13 protein-coding genes are annotated in these 17,928 nt (G+C 32.7%); 2 read left to right on the forward strand and 11 right to left on the reverse strand.

From position 1 onward, the window contains the following. Positions 1-13: 13 nt before the first annotated feature. Both NLJ82_RS13825 and NLJ82_RS13830 read right to left on the reverse strand, forming a co-directional pair. Positions 14-715, reverse strand: a complete 702-nt coding sequence (locus NLJ82_RS13825; RefSeq protein WP_000646303.1) for a nucleotidyltransferase domain-containing protein — start codon at positions 713-715, stop codon at positions 14-16. Positions 716-731: 16 nt separating this feature from the next. Then, a complete protein-coding gene (locus NLJ82_RS13830; RefSeq protein WP_000923432.1) occupies positions 732-1,415 on the reverse strand; it encodes a DNA alkylation repair protein in 684 nt (227 codons plus the stop codon). 370 nt (positions 1,416-1,785) lie between these two features. Here NLJ82_RS13830 and NLJ82_RS13835 point away from each other — a divergent pair, with 370 nt between their 5' ends. Continuing rightward, positions 1,786-2,613: a peptidoglycan-N-acetylglucosamine deacetylase gene (locus tag NLJ82_RS13835; protein ID WP_000551433.1), complete on the forward strand. Its 828-nt coding sequence runs from the start codon at positions 1,786-1,788 to the stop codon at positions 2,611-2,613. A gap of 39 nt (positions 2,614-2,652) precedes the next feature. Here the strand turns inward: NLJ82_RS13835 and NLJ82_RS13840 are convergent, their stop codons facing one another. The 4 genes from NLJ82_RS13840 to NLJ82_RS13855 form a co-directional block, all read right to left on the reverse strand. Further along, positions 2,653-3,078, reverse strand: coding sequence for a WapI family immunity protein (locus NLJ82_RS13840; protein WP_000577200.1), 426 nt, complete (start codon positions 3,076-3,078; stop codon positions 2,653-2,655). A gap of 170 nt (positions 3,079-3,248) precedes the next feature. After that, complete coding sequence (gene ulaA, locus NLJ82_RS13845; RefSeq protein ID WP_000459662.1) at positions 3,249-4,520, reverse strand: PTS ascorbate transporter subunit IIC; 1,272 nt, start codon at positions 4,518-4,520, stop codon at positions 3,249-3,251. A 24-nt stretch (positions 4,521-4,544) separates the two neighbouring features. Then, positions 4,545-4,814, reverse strand: coding sequence for a PTS sugar transporter subunit IIB (locus tag NLJ82_RS13850; protein WP_000757315.1), 270 nt, complete (start codon positions 4,812-4,814; stop codon positions 4,545-4,547). A gap of 13 nt (positions 4,815-4,827) precedes the next feature. After that, positions 4,828-6,933: a BglG family transcription antiterminator gene (locus NLJ82_RS13855; protein WP_000599625.1), complete on the reverse strand. Its 2,106-nt coding sequence runs from the start codon at positions 6,931-6,933 to the stop codon at positions 4,828-4,830. Between the two features lie 306 nt (positions 6,934-7,239). On the opposite strand from NLJ82_RS13855, the gene NLJ82_RS13860 reads away from it, so the two are divergent. Further along, positions 7,240-7,911: a TerC family protein gene (locus NLJ82_RS13860; RefSeq protein WP_000346939.1), complete on the forward strand. Its 672-nt coding sequence runs from the start codon at positions 7,240-7,242 to the stop codon at positions 7,909-7,911. Between the two features lie 58 nt (positions 7,912-7,969). Here the strand turns inward: NLJ82_RS13860 and ltaS are convergent, their stop codons facing one another. The 5 genes from ltaS to NLJ82_RS13885 form a co-directional block, all read right to left on the reverse strand. Then, a complete protein-coding gene (ltaS, locus tag NLJ82_RS13865; RefSeq protein ID WP_000808747.1) occupies positions 7,970-9,943 on the reverse strand; it encodes a lipoteichoic acid synthase in 1,974 nt (657 codons plus the stop codon). A 522-nt stretch (positions 9,944-10,465) separates the two neighbouring features. After that, entirely contained in the window at positions 10,466-12,091 is a 1,626-nt protein-coding gene (locus NLJ82_RS13870; protein ID WP_000633866.1) for an ABC-F family ATP-binding cassette domain-containing protein, read from the reverse strand. Between the two features lie 377 nt (positions 12,092-12,468). After that, complete coding sequence (locus tag NLJ82_RS13875) at positions 12,469-13,317, reverse strand: P-loop NTPase family protein (protein ID WP_001093198.1); 849 nt, start codon at positions 13,315-13,317, stop codon at positions 12,469-12,471. 472 nt (positions 13,318-13,789) lie between these two features. Next, on the reverse strand, positions 13,790-16,906 hold the full coding sequence (locus NLJ82_RS13880) for an MMPL family transporter (protein WP_000040975.1): 3,117 nt from the start codon (positions 16,904-16,906) through the stop codon (positions 13,790-13,792). A gap of 250 nt (positions 16,907-17,156) precedes the next feature. Then, positions 17,157-17,723, reverse strand: coding sequence for a TetR/AcrR family transcriptional regulator (locus tag NLJ82_RS13885; protein WP_001107304.1), 567 nt, complete (start codon positions 17,721-17,723; stop codon positions 17,157-17,159). Between the last annotated feature and the right edge of the window lie 205 nt (positions 17,724-17,928).

Below are 17,928 nucleotides of genomic sequence, written 5' to 3' on the forward strand. Positions count from 1 at the left end.
TATTATCCCCCTTTTACTTTCCTATAGAAAACCCTTCGAACATTCTTCCTCCATACTGTTCTAACGTTTTTTCTACAAAAGTAATTAATTTTCTTTTCTCTCCTGTTTTATAAAAATGATCGAATGCTGTTACAAATTGATCTGCGTATTGTTCATCATATCTTCTAAGTACCCTTATAAACCATTTTGAACTTCCAAGCCATTTACCATTTACTCTTAATACATATTCATGTAATAAATCAGCTAATAAATTCGCGATAAACAACTCTTCTTCTCTTTTTGATGCACCAATAAAATCATCCAAAGTATCTGTAATAAAATAACGCTTCTGCTCCATCATTTCTTCCGTCCATTTAGCTGGCCCTTTATTTAGTAACTCATTCGCTTCGCTTTTTAATTTCTCAACAATTTCATTTTCCCCTTTTAATACAATACCTTCTGCAACTAATTGTGGTAACGAAGGTCTTCCGCGGTCACAATCTATTTTAAAGAAGGTTTTTAACGTTTCAAAATTATGTACAAATACCTCAACTGGCCACCCATTACTATAGAAAGATTCTCGATAACAAGACGTTAAACTTTGATCAACTATTACAATGTCCAAATCAGATGTTTTTGTCGCTTCTTCTCTTGCAACACTTCCTCCAAGTAAAGCTACATCACAATCCGGAAATTGTGATGTAATGATGCTTTTTGCCGCTTCCATTGCTTTCATAACCGTTCCCCTTTTCTTATTTCACTTTCTTTTTTTCAGCTCTTTCTCTCGCTTTTTTTATATACGGCTCTGCGTCTGGTGTTTTGCATAACGTTGCCCCGTGATCAACGTGTACTTTTCCAATTTCACGTGCAATTTCAATCGCTGCTTGCTCTAAGTCTTCATTACGAATTCCTATCGCGATTAAAGCACGATTCATCGCTTCTTTTTTTCTATTTTTTTCATTATGTATATTTACTTTAATTTCTTCTAAATACGGAGAGAAGAAATCGTCTTGTAACGTTTTATTTTTCATCGCTATATTTGCTAATAAAGACCAGCCTGCTCTTCCAATCCATTCATCATCACACTTTGTCCATTCTTCCATTTTTTCTATCGCGATTGGCGACGTACAAATAGCCGTCATTAAAACATCCATTAAACAATAATAATCAACTTCCTGTACCCATTTATTTAGCAGTTCTGTCGTAACTTTCTTTGGATCTAAAATCATTGTTGCTAATGTCCTTGCATCCATATTTTTTGTTTCCCATAATAAAATTGCTAAATCATGATCTTTTTTTATTTTCTTTTTTAACAATTTTAAATTAGCAAAACTAACTCCGAATAGTGGCTCTTTCGCCCCATGGTTTTTATACGTTTTACGATTCTGTTCTGTTCCGTATTCCTCTAGCTGCTGCATTACTTCTTCAAGTAACATATGTCCACCTCTTTATCTTTTCTGTTGACTTCATATATGTATGTACGATATATTCTACATTACTTTTTGGTTTTCCTATATTTATTTTTCAAAATACGGTATGTGAAATTTTTTAGATGCGTTTTAATGCAACAGGCACACTCTTCGTCAGCATTCTCTGTATAACTCACTCATTGGGTTTATTATATATAGCAACAAACTACATGCATTTTCATTCCATCCTTGTTTCATTTTAGTAAACCAGCAAAATATTGAAATCTTGCATACTTTTGGACAAACTTTTTTGCTCTTGTAAAAAAGTTTTTTTGCAATTACCTCCCTATAATTGCTAATATAGTAGAGTAGAACTTTTATAGAGAGAAGGAAAATTATGCACAATGGAATTCGAATGACAACTTTAGTGAAAAGGGCTATGTTGATTTGCGCGGGGGTATTATTTACATACGAAGCGGCCTTAGGATCAGCACATACTGCTCTAGCGAGTACAGAGGATGAAGCAAAATCTGTTCAACTTGTAAGTGAAATTCAATCATCTCTTGCACCGAAAGAAGCTCCAAAACAATATAATGGGCAAGTTAGAAAAGTAGCTTACTTAACATTTGATGATGGTCCTGGAAAATACACAGCTGAGCTTTTAGATATGTTAAAGAGAGAAAATGCAAAAGCAACATTCTTCCTTATTGGTTCAAATGTAAAAGCTTTCCCTGATCTTGTAAAACGTGAAGATGCTGAAGGCCACTACGTTGGGATGCACAGTATGACTCATAACTACAAGAAACTTTACACAGAAGGTCATTATGTAGATGAGATGAAGGAAGATCAAGGCTTAATCGCTGGCGTTTTAGGCAAATCACCAGTATTAACTCGTCCGTCTTACGGATCAATGCCAGGATTAAATGAGGCTCTTCGCAACAAAGTTGTTGAGAATGGCTTAAAAGTTTGGGATTGGACAATCGATTCTTTAGACTGGAAGTATAACAAAATGCAGGTTGATGCTGCATCAGCAAAAATTGTAGAAAACGTTCTAAATGGCGCTAACAAGCCAACAGAAGTTATCCTTATGCACGATATTCATCCACAATCCGTAAAAGCAGTCCCTGGTATTATTAAAGGACTGAAAGAAAAAGGATATGAATTAGAAGCTTATAGTGAGAACGAACACTTCCCATTAAACTTCTGGCATGATAATCGTATGTAATGAAAAAGACTTGATTTCCTTTAGGATATCAAGTCTTTTTTATCGTTTTGGAAATTTTATATGTTGTTCTTCAATGAAACGAATAATATTTTTTCTATCTTCTTGCGTAATAGTAATACAAAATTCGTACTCTTCTTCTTTACACCATGAAGGATTTAGTTCTATAGATAAACGAACTATAATTTGAAATGTCTCTTCTTTTTCTCCTATAAATTCAAACGACAGATTAGGTTCTATGAAGTCTAGTCGGGTATATGTAGGATTCGGTAATGTTTGAAACCATTCTTTCATGTGTTGTAATTCGCTAGTTTGTAAAAAAGGATCCATCGTTTCAAAAACTTTATTTCCCTCTGAAAGTTTCACTTTTATTATTAGCCAATTACGATCAAATGTATCAAATGCATTGTTAAACTCGTATTTTACAGCTTCTAAATGTAATGATAAAATTTCATTTTGAAAAATCATAAATTACCTCCTTATTATTCAAGTAGCTTTATCTTCAAGTATAGAGACTATCCAATTAATATTTAATAATGCTTTTTAAATTATTTTATCATAATTTTTAAATGCATTAATGAAATAATAAAAAAGACTTGCATTCATTACAAGAATCCAAGTCTTTTTCATCTTATCTATTAAAAAATATATCCTACTAACTTCACAATTTCACTAATTAAAATACCTACAACTGCAAAATCAGAATCACCAAATGTTGTATTCTCAAATCCTAATCCGCCTAATATCGGTAATAATATTGCTGGTAGGAATGAAATTAGTAATCCATTTACAAAAGCTCCTAGTATTGCGCCTCGTCTTCCTCCTGTTGCATTACCGAATACGGCTGCTGTTGCTCCTGTGAAGAAGTGAGGAATTAACCCTGGCACTATTACACTCAAACCAATAAATGAAAGTATAAACATGGATAGTAATCCGGCAATAAAACTTGTTAAGAAGCCAATAATAACTGCATTTGGTGCAAACGGGAAGATTGTTGGGCAATCTAACGCTGGTTTTGCATTTGGTACAAGTTTATCTGCAATCCCTTTAAATGCAGGTATTATTTCTGCAATTAACATGCGGACACCCGCTAAAATAATATATACTCCTGCTGCAAATGTAATTGCTTGCATGAAAGAATACACAAGGTAATTTTGTCCGTTACTTAATTCCGTTTCGATAAACTCCTTACCCGCAAATGGTGCAACAATAAAGAATAATACAGCCATCGTTAATGACATAGAAACTGATGTATCACGTAAAAAACCTAGTGACTTAGGCACTTTAATTTGTTCTGTTGATTTATCCTTATTTCCAAATTTACTCCCAACAAACCCTGCCGCTAAGTATCCAACTGATCCAAAATGGCCGATTGCGATATCGTCCATTCCTGTAATTTTTCTAACGTATGGTTGTAATAATGCTGGAAAAATCACCATGAGTGCCCCTAAAATGATTGATCCAACAATCACTAATGTAGCACCTTTCATCCCGGTAGTTGAAAATACCGCTGAAATTAAACATGCCATGAATAAGGTATGATGACCAGTTAAAAACACATATTTAAATTTTGTAAAACGTGCAATTAGTAAATTCGCAATCATACCAAATACCATAATTAACGCTGTTTCTTTTCCTAATGTTTGCTGTGCTATTGCAACTACAGCTTCATTATTTGGTATAATCCCTTTAATATGGAATGCTTTATCAAATATTTTACCAAAAACATCTAAAGCTCCAATTAATATAGTGGCTCCACCTCCTAAAACGACGAAGCCCATAATTGTTTTTAAGGTTCCTGAAACCGTATCTGCAAAATTTTTCTTTTGCAGTAGTAAACCACACATAGCAAATAATCCGACTAATATTGCGGGTTGTCCTAAAATATCCTTCATAATTATATCAAACATAGCACTACTCCCCCTTCATTGTTACTACATTAGGTGTTTTTGTAATGCTTCTTTAATTTCATTTAAATCTAAAATATTCGTTAATCCAGCAACTGTTCGATTACCATCTTCAAGGTTACAAATAATATCTTTCGCACCTAAATATAAATCTGCTTGTTCTGATTTACTTGATGCTAAATCTGTGTGTGATACTTCTGCTTGTAATCCTAATTCATTTAAAATTTTCTTCACATTCATTTCTACAATAAAACTACTCCCTAATCCATTTCCACATACAACTAATACTTTTTTCATTTCAATCTCCCCTTTAATTAGAATATTTAGCTATCATTTTTAGCATTTCGTCTATTGAATTTGAATGAATTAACATTTCCACATTTTTCGGATCCGATAACATCTCACTTAATTGTGCTAATGCTTTCAAGTGTGTCTCATTATCAATCGCTGCCAATACAATAATTAAATTTGCGGCATGCTCTTGTTTTTCTGAAAATAGAACACTTTCTTTTAGTTGTAATAAACTCATCCCTAACTTTTTGACCCCCGCTTCTGGGCGAGCATGAGGTATTGCAATTTTAGGTGCAATAACAATATAAGGACCTAATTTTTCTACATTTACAATCATTTCATTGATATATTCTTCAAAGATGTATTGGTTTTGTAATAACGGATCAGCCGCTAGCCTGATCGCATCTTTCCAATTATCAACACGATCTTCAAGATGAATAAATTCTCTAGTTAAAAGTTCGTTTAACATTGGTTTATATTTCTCCTCCTTCTCAAAATACGCAGGACCACTCATAAATTCAATCAGTTCTCTTTTTAAAGATTTCTCATCCACTACGTCAGCATATTTTTGAATTATTCCCATCACTAAATCCACAGAATCTTTTTGGTTTTCTCCATACAATACTCCATTCACTTTTCTTAATAGAGCTGCTTTTTCAGAATCCGATAAAATTGGGTTAACCTTAAAAACCGGCACATTCCCTTTTTCAATTTCAGTAGTCGTAATTATACAATCTACATCAAATATATTTGATTCATATTCCCGTTTTGAAATTGCATTTAATATATCTATATTTGAAAATAACTTCTCTAATTGATACTGCAACATACGTGATGTACCAATACCATTTGGACAAACAAGTAATGCCGTTTTTCGTGGATTGGGAACGATTCCCTCTTTCCTCATCCAAGCTCCAAAATGCATAGTAACATACACAATTTCATCATCGGAAACAGATTTTTTCACATATTCTTCAAAATGATGAATTACCTTTTTCGTAAGAAAATATACCTCTTCATAGTTTTCTTGAATTGTATTTCGTAATGGGTTTTCAATTTCTATTCCATACTTCACACGATAAAATGCAGGTTTCATATGCAAATATAGATCAGTAAACAACCCATTAAAGTCTTGAAATAAAACACAAGCATAGTGTTGAAAATCTGTAATCATGCGGTCAACAATTGAATGTATTTCATCCATATTATTTTTCTCATAAATATTTTCCTGATAATTTACTTTTGCACCTAACAAATGAGTCGTAATATAATAGATTTCATCTATTGGAAATTTAACAATAAACGCTCGTTCAAACTGCTTTGCTATATATTTTGCAGCTTCAAATTGCTTTGAATCTTGCAGAACATTTTTTTCAGCTTCTTCCATCTCGACGCACTTACCTTTTAGAATACGTCTATGGAACAAATACATGTAAACGCTTAAATTTTCTAGTACCTCATCTGTATATTGGACACCTAAAAACTCTTCACAATTCGCAAGAATTTTTTTTATAGTGTATAATGTTTCTCGTGCAAGAGTATCTGTTTCACTTCCCATATCACACATAATATAATTTACTTGTGATATTAAATACTCCCAGCTATGTTGGCAAATAATTTGAGAGAGGCTTAAAATTAATAAATTTCGTTTACTCTGTTCATTTCCAACGATTTGATATCCTTCCTTACGACCAAAATGTAAAGATAAGTTATACTTATTTAACTCTACTTTTAGCTTTTTCAAATCTGCAAGTACAGTATTACGACTTACCTGCAAAAGGTTTATTAAGTCTTCCAATAAAATTCTTTTTTCCTGTATTAGCAAATATAATATTAACCATATTTTTCTTTCTTTCGGAGAATATTCATATTGATTAATCACACACTCATTTAATTTTTTTACTATCATTTGTTTCGTTTCTTTATTTAAGCAATAACCTAAGTGTCGTATATATTCAATAGAATGTAATCCTTCCTCTTGTAACCAATCGTCAATCTTCTTAATATCATAATAAAGCGTTCGTTTAGAAACTTGAATTACATCAATTAGTTGATTTATAGGCACATAACCTTCTGCTTGAATAATTTGTTGCAAAATATTTATACTTCGAGTATCTAATATCATATTTGGTGTACACCCTTTCTATACTTGTTCACTAATTGACTTGCAAGTATAGATACTAACTTTGCAAATTTAGATTTTTTGAAATCGCTTTCTATTAATATAATATCTATTATTGCTTCTAAATATAAGTCCAAATTTTTGTTTTTCTGCAGTGCAAAGATTGTGCTTTGAAAATTTCTTATGCCTGTGTTTAATGCTATTATTCCCCTTTCTGTTCCTTTTCAACAAAACATGAATATTACCCCTCAGAATTTTTAATACTGTATAGTAGCTTAGCACATATTACTCTTAAGGAGTGATATGTATATGGATTTTCTTTCAGCTGAATATTTGTCAGCCTTGCTTGCCATTATTGTAATTGATTTAGTTTTAGCGGGTGATAATGCCATTGTAATTGGATTAGCAGCAAGACGATTACCGAAAGATCAACAAAAGAAAGTAATTATATGGGGAACTATCGGGGCAATCGCGATTAGAGCTCTCGCTACTTTAGTTGTCGTTTGGTTGTTAAAAATACCAGGGCTACTTCTAATTGGTGGTGTACTTCTTATATGGATCGCTTACAAATTAATTGCTGAAGGTAAAGATCATGATATTAAAGCAGAAGAAGGTTTTTGGTCTGCTATTAAAACCATTATCATTGCTGATGCATTAATGGGCATTGATAATGTCCTCGCTGTTGCTGGAGCTGCGCATGGCAATTTTTCTTTAGTGATCATCGGGCTATTGGTTTCAATTCCAGTAGTAGTTTGGGGCAGTACATTAATTTTAAAATGGGTCGACCGTTATCCTATCATTATTACAATTGGAGCAGCTGTTTTAGCTTATACTGCCGCGAAAATGATTGTGGATGAAAAGTGGTTCACTGCATTTTTCGAAAGTAACCCTTTCATTAAATGGGCATTCATCATTATTGTCATTGCTGGTGTAGTGTTCTTTGGAAAGATGAAACAAAAGACTAAAGATGTTTCTATATAATAACAACGTTCTATTTATAAACAAAAGCGCCACTCATATGAGTAGCGCTTTTTAATATTTATTTCGTTTCCCCATCTTCAGTCGTCTTTACCTTCGTTTTATTTTTATCACGATGGTTATAGTTGTACTTCGAACGATCAACCGGTGTAAATCCTTCCGGTGTGTAGAATCGTAATAAGTCACCATTTACGACTTGGTCAGAGTATTTTAGTGATTTTTGAACCATTTGTTCATTTTGTTTTATTTCGTCTGTAAATTCTACTGGTTTTCCAGTCGTTGTATCATAGTATTTGCCGTTTAATGCAGTAACTGTTGGACTTACGTAGTTACCATTACGGAACGCAACGACTTGTTTATGATCTGGTGATAATAAATCTGAACCAAATTGAACATAATCTTTTGTATCTGTTCCAAGTAAGTGTAAAAGAGTTGGAAGAACATCAATTTCACCACCGTATTGATGTTGTACGCCACCTTTCACACCTGGTACACGAACGATTAAAGGTACACGCTGTAACTGTGCATTTTCAAACGAGTTAATTTCTTTACCCATTACTTTTGACATTGCTGCGTTATGATTATCTGAAATACCGTAATGGTCTCCGTACATAACGATAATAGAATTATCGTATAAACCAGATTGTTTCAAGTAATCGATGAAACCTTTTACAGATTCGTCTAAATAACGTGCTGTTTGGAAATACGTATCTACAGACGAGTCACCTGTGTTCGCTGGTTCAATTGTCGCTTCCTCTTTATCAATTGGATACGGGAAATGATTCGATAACGTAATAAACTTCGTATAGAACGGTTGTTTCAATGTCTCTAATAACGGAATGGATTCATTAAAGAATGGTTTATCTTTTAATCCATAGTTTACTACATCTTTTTCGTTCATATCATAGTATGAAGCATCAAAGAATTTATTAAAACCAAATGATTTATAAATATCATCACGGTTCCAGAATGTTTTATAGTTACCGTGGAATACTGCTGATGTGTATCCTTGTTGTCCTAAAATTGCTGGTGCTGATTGATATGTGTTATGAGATTTCGTTGTAAATACAGATCCTTGTGGTAAACCAAACATAGAATTCTCTAACATAAACTCCGCATCAGACGTTTTCCCTTGTCCTGTTTGATGGAAGAAGTTATCAAAGTAAAGTGTATTCGCATCTTTTGTAAATGAATTTAAGAACGGCGTTACTTCTTGACCATTTAATTTATAGTCAATTAAGAAGTTTTGGAATGACTCTAAATGAATATAGATTACGTTCATTCCCTTTCCTTTACCGAAATACTCAGGGTTTGGACTAGCGTAAGTTGATGTCAAATAATTTCTTACTTCTGTCATATTATCTCCATCAGCTAATGCTCGTTCTGTTGATGCTTTCGCACTTTGGATTCCATCATAAATTGTATAGTTATATGCCCCTAAATATTTCACAATATAATTACGATCGAATGTTCTTGTTAATAATTCAGGACGGTCAGATTCTGCAAGTCCTAAGTTAACACTGAATAATAAAATACCTGCTACAAATACTAAAGATAATTTATGTTTCGCAACACGAATTGGTTTTGGATTTGCAAATTTCGTTGCTACTAACACAATTAAAATAATTGTATCTAAGAAGTATAGCGGATCATAAAGATGTAACAACGCAATAATACTACCACCTAAATCTCCAAAGTTATTCGTTTGTGTTAATGTCGGGAACGTAATAAAGTCACTGAAAAAGCGATAGTATACGACGTTTGCGTATAAAAGAATCGACAATAACAAGTTGATAACAATTAACCAAATATAAGATCGTTTCCCTTTTGCAAATAATGCAAGTCCTAAAAATAGAACTGCTGAACTAAGCGGGTTGAAAAACAGCAAGAATTTTTGGATTGTGTTTGAAATACCTAAATTAAATTCTGTTACATAAGCCGCATATGTTTTGAGCCAAAATAAAATAACGGCAAACAGAAAGAATCCAAAATGATTGCTTAGCACGCTTTTGCTCTTTAATAAGAATTGTTTCATTTCTCCACCTCTTTTGATCATCCAAGGCTTATTTTTTTTATAAGTCTGTCTCTCTATTCAATTTTTTATCTTCAAATAGATTTTATATATTTAACTATATGAAGAATACTAGTAATTATAATTTGAAGCTAGTATTTATTCAACTATTTCTTTTTAGACATTTTGACCTTGGTTTCTATTTAACAAAATAAATTTGTAACATTTCCTGTTTTCTCCCAAGATTCATCCACTAATTATGACATCACATACTATAAACCTTTATTCACTACTTCGCAAATAAATATGTCTCCAGTTCTGGAACATTAATGTAATATAATGAAATTCACAATAGATAGCATTTAATTTTTCGATATATATTATTTCTTCATTCAGTTATTTATGCTTCAGCAATTCTTCTATGTGCAACATCCAAATCTCTTCCCTCCAATAAAGTTATCCTTGAATAATTATTCGCTATCCATAAAAATAATGGATTATAAAAAACCTCGCTCTCATAACGAGATCGAGGTTTTTCATCATTTATTATTGACCTTTGTACATTGCATCTACTTGTTTTTGAAGTTCTTCATTTTCTAAGAACTCATCGTAAGTAGCCTCTTTATCGATTACACCGTTTGGCGTTACTTCGATAATGCGGTTTGCAATTGTTTGTACGAACTGATGGTCATGTGATGTGAATAAAATTGTACCTTTAAATGCAATTAAACCATTGTTTAATGCAGTGATAGACTCAAGGTCTAAGTGGTTCGTTGGGTCGTCAAGTGTAATAACGTTTGCACCACTTAACATCATTTTAGATAACATACAACGAACTTTTTCGCCTCCAGATAGTACTGAAACGTTCTTCTTAACTTCTTCGCCTGAGAATAACATACGGCCTAAGAAACCACGTAAGAAGCTTTCTGACTCATCTTGTGGAGAGAATTGACGTAACCATTCAACTAAGTTGTAGTCACTGTTCTCAAAGTATTTAGAGTTATCTCTTGGGAAGTACGATTGAGATGTTGTAACGCCCCATTTAAATGAACCACTATCTGGCTCCATTTCACCCATAAGGATTTTAAATAATGTCGTCATCGCAATATCGTTACGACCGATAAATGCAACTTTATCACCTTTATTTAAAGTGAAGTACACATTATCTAACACTTTTTCACCATCAATTGTTTTAGAAAGACCTTCAACAGTTAATAAGTCATTTCCTACTTCACGTTCTGGTGTGAAGCCAACGAATGGGTAACGACGAGATGATGGCTTAATATCATCTAATGTAATTTTATCTAATAATTTTTTACGAGAAGTTGCTTGTTTCGCTTTAGATGCGTTTGAGCTAAAGCGCGCAATGAAGTTCTGTAACTCTTTTACTTTCTCTTCTTTTTTCTTATTAGCATCTTGTGTTAATTTTAAAGCTAATTGGCTTGACTCATACCAGAAGTCATAGTTACCAACATAAAGTTGAATTTTACCGAAATCAAGATCAGCCATGTGCGTACATACTTTATTTAAGAAGTGACGGTCATGGGATACAACGATAACTGTATTTTCAAAGTTCATTAAGAAGTTTTCTAACCATTGAATCGCTTTTAAGTCCAGGTGGTTGGTAGGCTCATCTAGTAATAGAATATCAGGTTGACCGAATAAAGCTTGAGCAAGTAATACTTTTACTTTCTCTGCACCAGTTAACTCAGACATTTTCTTATCATGAAGGTCTTCACCAATACCTAAACCTTTAAGAAGGATTGCAGCTTCTGACTCAGCTTCCCAACCGTTCAGCTCAGCAAACTCACCTTCAAGTTCTGCAGCACGCATACCATCTTCATCACTAAAGTCTTCTTTCATGTAAATGGCATTTTTCTCTTGCATTACTTTATAAAGTTGAGTATGACCCATAATTACAGTTTCTAATACTGGAAACTCTTCATATTCAAAGTGGTTCTGTTTTAATACTGCTAGACGCTCGCCTGGCGTAATATGTATGTCACCTGTTGATGGTTCGATTTCTCCAGATAAAATCTTTAGAAACGTTGATTTACCAGCACCGTTTGCTCCGATTAAACCGTAGCAGTTACCTGGCGTGAATTTTATGTTAACATCTTCAAACAATTTGCGATCCGCGAAACGCAAACTAACGTTACTTACTGTAATCATTTGTGTCCTCCTACTAATACCGCTTATTTCAGCGTTTTCTCACCGATTGTCTTAAAAAATCGCATATTACGACTCAATTATTGTAGACTATAGCTATTATATAGTAGAAGCTGGATGAATAGCAACGGTTGATTGCTATTCCTTTCTTTCCAAACTCGAATAAAACCTTTGTTTTTAATTATATTAAAGTTACATACACGTTTTAAAGAGGATTCATTTTGAAAAAACATTTATAATTGGAGTATTATGTTTATCAATTGAAATAATACAATAATTTGCATGCATTTCGCATTATAAATAGCAAACTAAAACGCTCAGAAAATATTCTGAGCGTTTTCATTTCCTTCTCCAACTAAAGCACCAGGTAGTGTAAAAAGCTATTTCACCATTTGTATTGTTAACTTATCTTTTAACATTGACCTATATGAGTCAATTTCATATTTTGTATTATTGATTTTTTCTTTTTTCATTTTTAACATATCGAATATTTCTAACTCTAAATTCCTTCTAGCTTCAAGAACTTTTATCGCTCCTTCTACCCCTGAATGTTTATGTTCTTTCCCATAGCCTTGGTTCGTGTAATAGTCGACAATTCCTGTGGACCATTCTGGATTTCTTTCTTTTAATGCCTTCCTAAATGAAAATTCAAGATCATCTTGTTCTACATAGAATAACATTGGATTTAGATTCTCTATGATTTTTGCAACTTTCATTACATAATTTATTATTTTTTCTTTTTGTTCACCGTATTTAATCATCCCAATCGTTAATGGATTTTGTATGAAACAACATTCAAAAATATAAACCTTATTATCTTCTAGAGCAATTTCAGCAAAGTCATTCCATTTGTCAGCAATTAATTCAACATTTTTATCGAATGGTAATTCATATATATCGTTTCTTGAAATATCGTTAAATAATTCGTCCGAAAACTGGTCACCAAACTCATTTTTTATCTTTCTGTATGGTAATAAATAATTGCTTCCTTTTTTTAAAACTCTTTTAAGAAGAACTTCTTTAAAATCTCCACTGTTAGATACTAATCTATCGAATTCAAATTTATTAAAACAAGATACACCATCATAGTCGGCTGGGTGGTTCAAATTCCCCTCTAAAAATAGTTCAACTTCAATTTTATTTTGGCTTAGAATTTCATTTATTAGCTTTGCAGTGGTCGATTTTCCGAATCCAGGTAAACCTTCTACTATTATTAGTTTTGTATTCATAGCTATAAATCCCTTCCCTCAAAGTATTTAACTAAGATTTAAAAAATTACTTACTCCACTGCAATCACTCCTTCAAAATACGATATTCAACATTTCCTTTAAAAAATCCTTCTTAAATTAGCCTGATCGTTAACTTAAGAACATTTTTTCACAATCTCTATCATTATTTTAACATAAATTTTCCATTTATCTTTTAAAAAAAGATAGTCCACCATTATTTGAGTGAACTATCTAAAGTAAATTATATCTTTTAAACCAAATACTTTGTCAGTAATCCCCAATCGTTGCGCTGCTGTTTTTACTGTTTTCTTTTTCTCTTCCTTTGCAATTTTACTATATAAAAGTACTTAAACAATGTAATACCAATTAAAAAAGGGATGCTAAATCATATGTGATTTACATCCCTAATTTGTGTGTTATTTTATATGTTCTCTCCCATAACTGAAACAGTTACTTTTAAAAGGCGATTCTTTTATTTCCTTTCACTTAATTTCTTTGCATAATTCTTCATTTTACTCGTTAAGCCTATTAAAGCAGGTAGCAATATCGGCATCACAATAATAGCTAATAGTAACAGTGCAACACCAACTACGGATGCTACTTGTATAAGCGTTAATACACCTGAAGGGATTAATGCAGCAAATGTACCACCTAAAATAAGTGCCGCTGATAATACGACTCCTCCGATATGACGAGAAGCAATTACAATTTTCGTCGCTGGGTCCCCTTCTAACTCATTGTATCTCATCATTACAAAAATACTATAATCCACTCCTAAAGCGACAATCATTATGAAACTAAAGAATGGAACATTCCAGCTTAATGAATCTACATGTAAAATATGCGTACTAATTTGTTCACTTATCCCTAATGATGCAAAGTAAGCTAATAGTAACGATCCCATAATAAAGATGGTGTTTAATAATGAACGTGTAATCACAATTAATACAATCGCGATTCCAATTAACATAATTGTAGCTGTACGTAAGAAATCTTGCCCAGTTACTTCTTTTAAATCAACGTTTCTAGCTGTCGTTCCTCCGATTGCTGTTTTCGCATGATTTAATTCCGTCCCCTTCAAAGTACCATCTATCGTTTTATTGAGTTCTTGAATAATTGGCATCGCTTCTTTTGAATACGGATTTACGTCTAAAATGATTGTCATTTTAGCAGTCTTTCTATCATGTGACATGTACGTATTCAAAGCTTTTTGGAAATCTTCTCCCTCCAAAACTTCTTTTGGAATATAAAATTTCTCAGAGCTTTTTGATTCATTTAGTTCTCCTAAATATTTCTGAGCATCCCCTAGGCCATTACTTACCTTTTCAAGGCCTTCTGTACTTTTAGATAGTCCTGATTGTAATTGTCCCATCTGTTCTTGCAAGTCTTTCAGCCCTGTTAATAGCTGTCCTTGCCCATCATTTATTTTCGTTAATCCGGTTTGTAACTCCAATGACTTGTTTGCAATTTGTTTTGAACCTGTTGCTCCTTCATTTAATCCATTTTTAAGATCAGCTGCTCCTTTTTGTAACTTAGTAACTCCATTGCTCATTTCTTTTAAGCCGTTATCCACTTTCAATAACGATTGATTCGCTTCTTTAAATGATCCCATCGCCGCATTGTGCTGCGCTTTCAATTTATTTAATTCATTTGACAGCCCACCTAATTGCTTTTGAGCCTCTTTAGCAATTCCTATCGTCTGCAGAATGTTAGGATCATTTGCTAATTCTGGTTTCGTTTGAATGAAATTGGTCATTAACATTTCAATTTGTTCATAACCTTTCTTCGCACCGTCAATCGCTTGAGAAATACTTTCGAAGTATTGATCGTAAGAACTTAAACCTTTTTCTAACTGCGTATAGCCAGCATGAAGTTGTGAAGTTGCATGAGATAATACACTTATATTTTCATTTACTGAAGTTAACCCACTCTCAATTTGCTGCGCACCTTTTGCTCCGTCATTTATGCCATTTGATAGTTGATTTAAAGCTGTTCCTAATGCCGATACACCATTTTTCGCTTCATTTGTTCCATCAATTAACTTTTGAACGTTTGCAAGACTATTTGAGTTCTTATTACCCATCTTATCTTTCGCAGTAGTTAATCCATCATTAATTTCCTTTATACCACCATTGGCATCTCCTAAATCTGTATTTAGTTCACCCGCTTGTTTATTTATATATAGTTCTTTAATCCTATCACCAGTTGGACGTGTCGGTGCATATACTTCTGAAACACCTTTCACTTTCAAAATCTTATCAGTTAGTTCATCTAAAGTTTGAAGCGAACTCACCTCATCTAACTTGTTATTCGATTGAATGACTAACGTACTTGGTGAAGAAAAACCAGGTGGAAAATGTTCTTCTATTACGTTAATCCCCATTTTCGACTCATATTTATTATCTACTTCAAATAAATCGTTGTAATTAAGTGTATTAGAATACTTTAATATGAAAGGAATCGATATCACAAATACAATAATTAAAGCTACAAATGGTCTTACTACTGCGTTTTTCGCAAAGAATCCCCATAGACGACTGTCTTCATGACCTTTAAATGTTTTAACGGGATAAAACATCCCTTTTCCTAAAAGCACCATGAAAAACGGATTTAACGTAGTTAATACGAGTAATAATACTGCAACACCAATTGCTACCGCTGAAGTAGATTGATATAATTTAAAGCTCGCTAAAGCAAGAGATGCAAAACCAATTAGTACTGCTATCCCGCTATATAAAACAGTTTTCCCTGCCGATTTAAATGTTTCTTTCGTAGCCAAAAATACGTTTTCTTGTTTACTTAATTCTTCTTTAAATCTCGTAAATAATAAAATGTTATAGTCCGTTCCTACCCCAAACAGGACAACAACGACAAACACTTGTGTAAAGTTAGAAAACGGAAAATTAAATTGATCTACAAGATGAGCAATAACCCCCATTGAAACTAAATATGATACCCCAACAGTAAGAAGAGAAACAATAGGAACAATCGGTGAACGAAATACAATGATTAATATAACTAGAATGAAAATAATTGAAATAACTTCAGTCTTTTTCACGCCCTCTTGAGAAGATGTAAGAAAATCACCCGCGATTAAGTCACTTCCTGTTAAGTACGTTTTTACCCCTTTCGTTTTCACTTTATTATGAAGATTATTTGAAACTTTCGATATTTCACCATGTTTTTTATCTATCGATATTTGCGTTAAAATAGTCGTATTATCTTTAGAAACTAATTGTTTCTCTAATTCTTTATTATCTAAATGTGAAACAACTTCTTTAATTCCTAATTGTTCTTTTTCATTTTGCAAAGCATTGATTGTTTTTGTTATTTCCTCTTTTTGTTCAGTCGTTAAAGCTGTTTTACTACCACTATTAAAAACTGCTATAATCTCATACTTTTCTGTCCCGTCTTTATTCATTTCTTTTATCATTTTGTCAGCAATACTACTTTGTTCTGTATTAGGAATCGTAATGTGCCCTTTTTCTTTCACTAATTTATCCATATTAGGCATCGTAACGATCATTGTAATGGTAATAACTATCCACAATAGAAAAGATAAACTTCTCCAATTTCTCAGCTTGCTCATTTGCATCATCTCCCGCGATTAAAATTTCATGTTAGTTTTGGAATGAATATTCATTCCCACCTTTTTAAAATACCATTCCGGAATGAACATTCATTCCTATTACTCTATTACATTATTTTATAAACTCTATTAAACTACTTTTTCGGAATGAATGTTCATTCCTTTAGTTACACAAATACCCTCTCCTACCCTCATTTTTTAACTATATTTAGGAATGAATATTCATTCCTGTCCTTATAAAGCTATAGAATCAAATGATTCTAATAGCGTTCCAAGAGCTTTCTTCCAATTCTTTTACTAATTCTTTTGAGTACTCTAATTGCCCTGTTGCAATTACTTTAATTAATTTTTCTAACGGTTGATATACAATAATAATTAAAGCAACTGGAGGTAACGGACGGAGTAAGCCTTTTACAATCCCATCTTCTATAATATTCATAAAGAAGCCTATAAAATCATCAAATATTTTCTTGCTTTGTTCATCAAGAAAATAACTATCACAGTGAGAATTTGTAAACAGAAAAGCATCCACATTATTTCTCGCAAATTCAAATAAACGGTTATACGTATGACTAAACTGTTCACGAATATTTGCTTCAACAGGAAAATCCGTTTTTATCATTTCAGAAAGCTGTAACATACTTTTTGAAAATAATGAATTAACAAGCGCCTCTTTATTTTCAAAATAGCGATAAATAGTACCCGCACCAACTTTTGCCTTTTCAGCGATCATTGGAATTGTCGTACCATCGTAACCACGCTCTGCAAAAAGTTGCATCGCAGCATCAAAAATATCCTCTTGTTTGTTTTTAGCCATTTTTTCCACCTCTATTTTCAGGAATGAAAATTCATTCCGTTTTTAATTATAAATTACAGGGAATAAAAGTCAAGTGTGTGACTACGTATAGTTGTAATTTTATTCCCTTATTTGTGAATAAAATTATATCAGCGATTTTCAGGATATATCAACTTACCGACAAAAACCGACGCCCAAAGAGAAAGCTGTCCCAAAATTTGATTTT

Origin of the sequence: Bacillus paranthracis (assembly GCF_024296885.1) — a bacterium.
GTDB classification, from domain to species: Bacteria; Bacillota; Bacilli; order Bacillales; family Bacillaceae_G; genus Bacillus_A; species Bacillus_A paranthracis.

What these genes read in the sequence shown, in the direction of transcription:
- NLJ82_RS13825 (WP_000646303.1), bottom strand. Translation starts at nt 715, where the DNA reads ATGAAAGCAATGGAAGCGGCAAAAAGCATCATTACATCACAATTTCCG.
- NLJ82_RS13885 (WP_001107304.1), bottom strand. Translation starts at nt 17,723, where the DNA reads ATGGCTAAAAACAAACAAGAGGATATTTTTGATGCTGCGATGCAACTT.
- NLJ82_RS13855 (WP_000599625.1), bottom strand. Translation starts at nt 6,933, where the DNA reads ATGATATTAGATACTCGAAGTATAAATATTTTGCAACAAATTATTCAA.
- NLJ82_RS13835 (WP_000551433.1), top strand. Translation starts at nt 1,786, where the DNA reads ATGCACAATGGAATTCGAATGACAACTTTAGTGAAAAGGGCTATGTTG.
- NLJ82_RS13840 (WP_000577200.1), bottom strand. Translation starts at nt 3,078, where the DNA reads ATGATTTTTCAAAATGAAATTTTATCATTACATTTAGAAGCTGTAAAA.
- NLJ82_RS13860 (WP_000346939.1), top strand. Translation starts at nt 7,240, where the DNA reads ATGGATTTTCTTTCAGCTGAATATTTGTCAGCCTTGCTTGCCATTATT.
- NLJ82_RS13870 (WP_000633866.1), bottom strand. Translation starts at nt 12,091, where the DNA reads ATGATTACAGTAAGTAACGTTAGTTTGCGTTTCGCGGATCGCAAATTG.
- NLJ82_RS13830 (WP_000923432.1), bottom strand. Translation starts at nt 1,415, where the DNA reads ATGTTACTTGAAGAAGTAATGCAGCAGCTAGAGGAATACGGAACAGAA.
- NLJ82_RS13880 (WP_000040975.1), bottom strand. Translation starts at nt 16,906, where the DNA reads ATGAGCAAGCTGAGAAATTGGAGAAGTTTATCTTTTCTATTGTGGATA.
- ltaS (WP_000808747.1), bottom strand. Translation starts at nt 9,943, where the DNA reads ATGAAACAATTCTTATTAAAGAGCAAAAGCGTGCTAAGCAATCATTTT.
- NLJ82_RS13850 (WP_000757315.1), bottom strand. Translation starts at nt 4,814, where the DNA reads ATGAAAAAAGTATTAGTTGTATGTGGAAATGGATTAGGGAGTAGTTTT.
- ulaA (WP_000459662.1), bottom strand. Translation starts at nt 4,520, where the DNA reads ATGTTTGATATAATTATGAAGGATATTTTAGGACAACCCGCAATATTA.
- NLJ82_RS13875 (WP_001093198.1), bottom strand. Translation starts at nt 13,317, where the DNA reads ATGAATACAAAACTAATAATAGTAGAAGGTTTACCTGGATTCGGAAAA.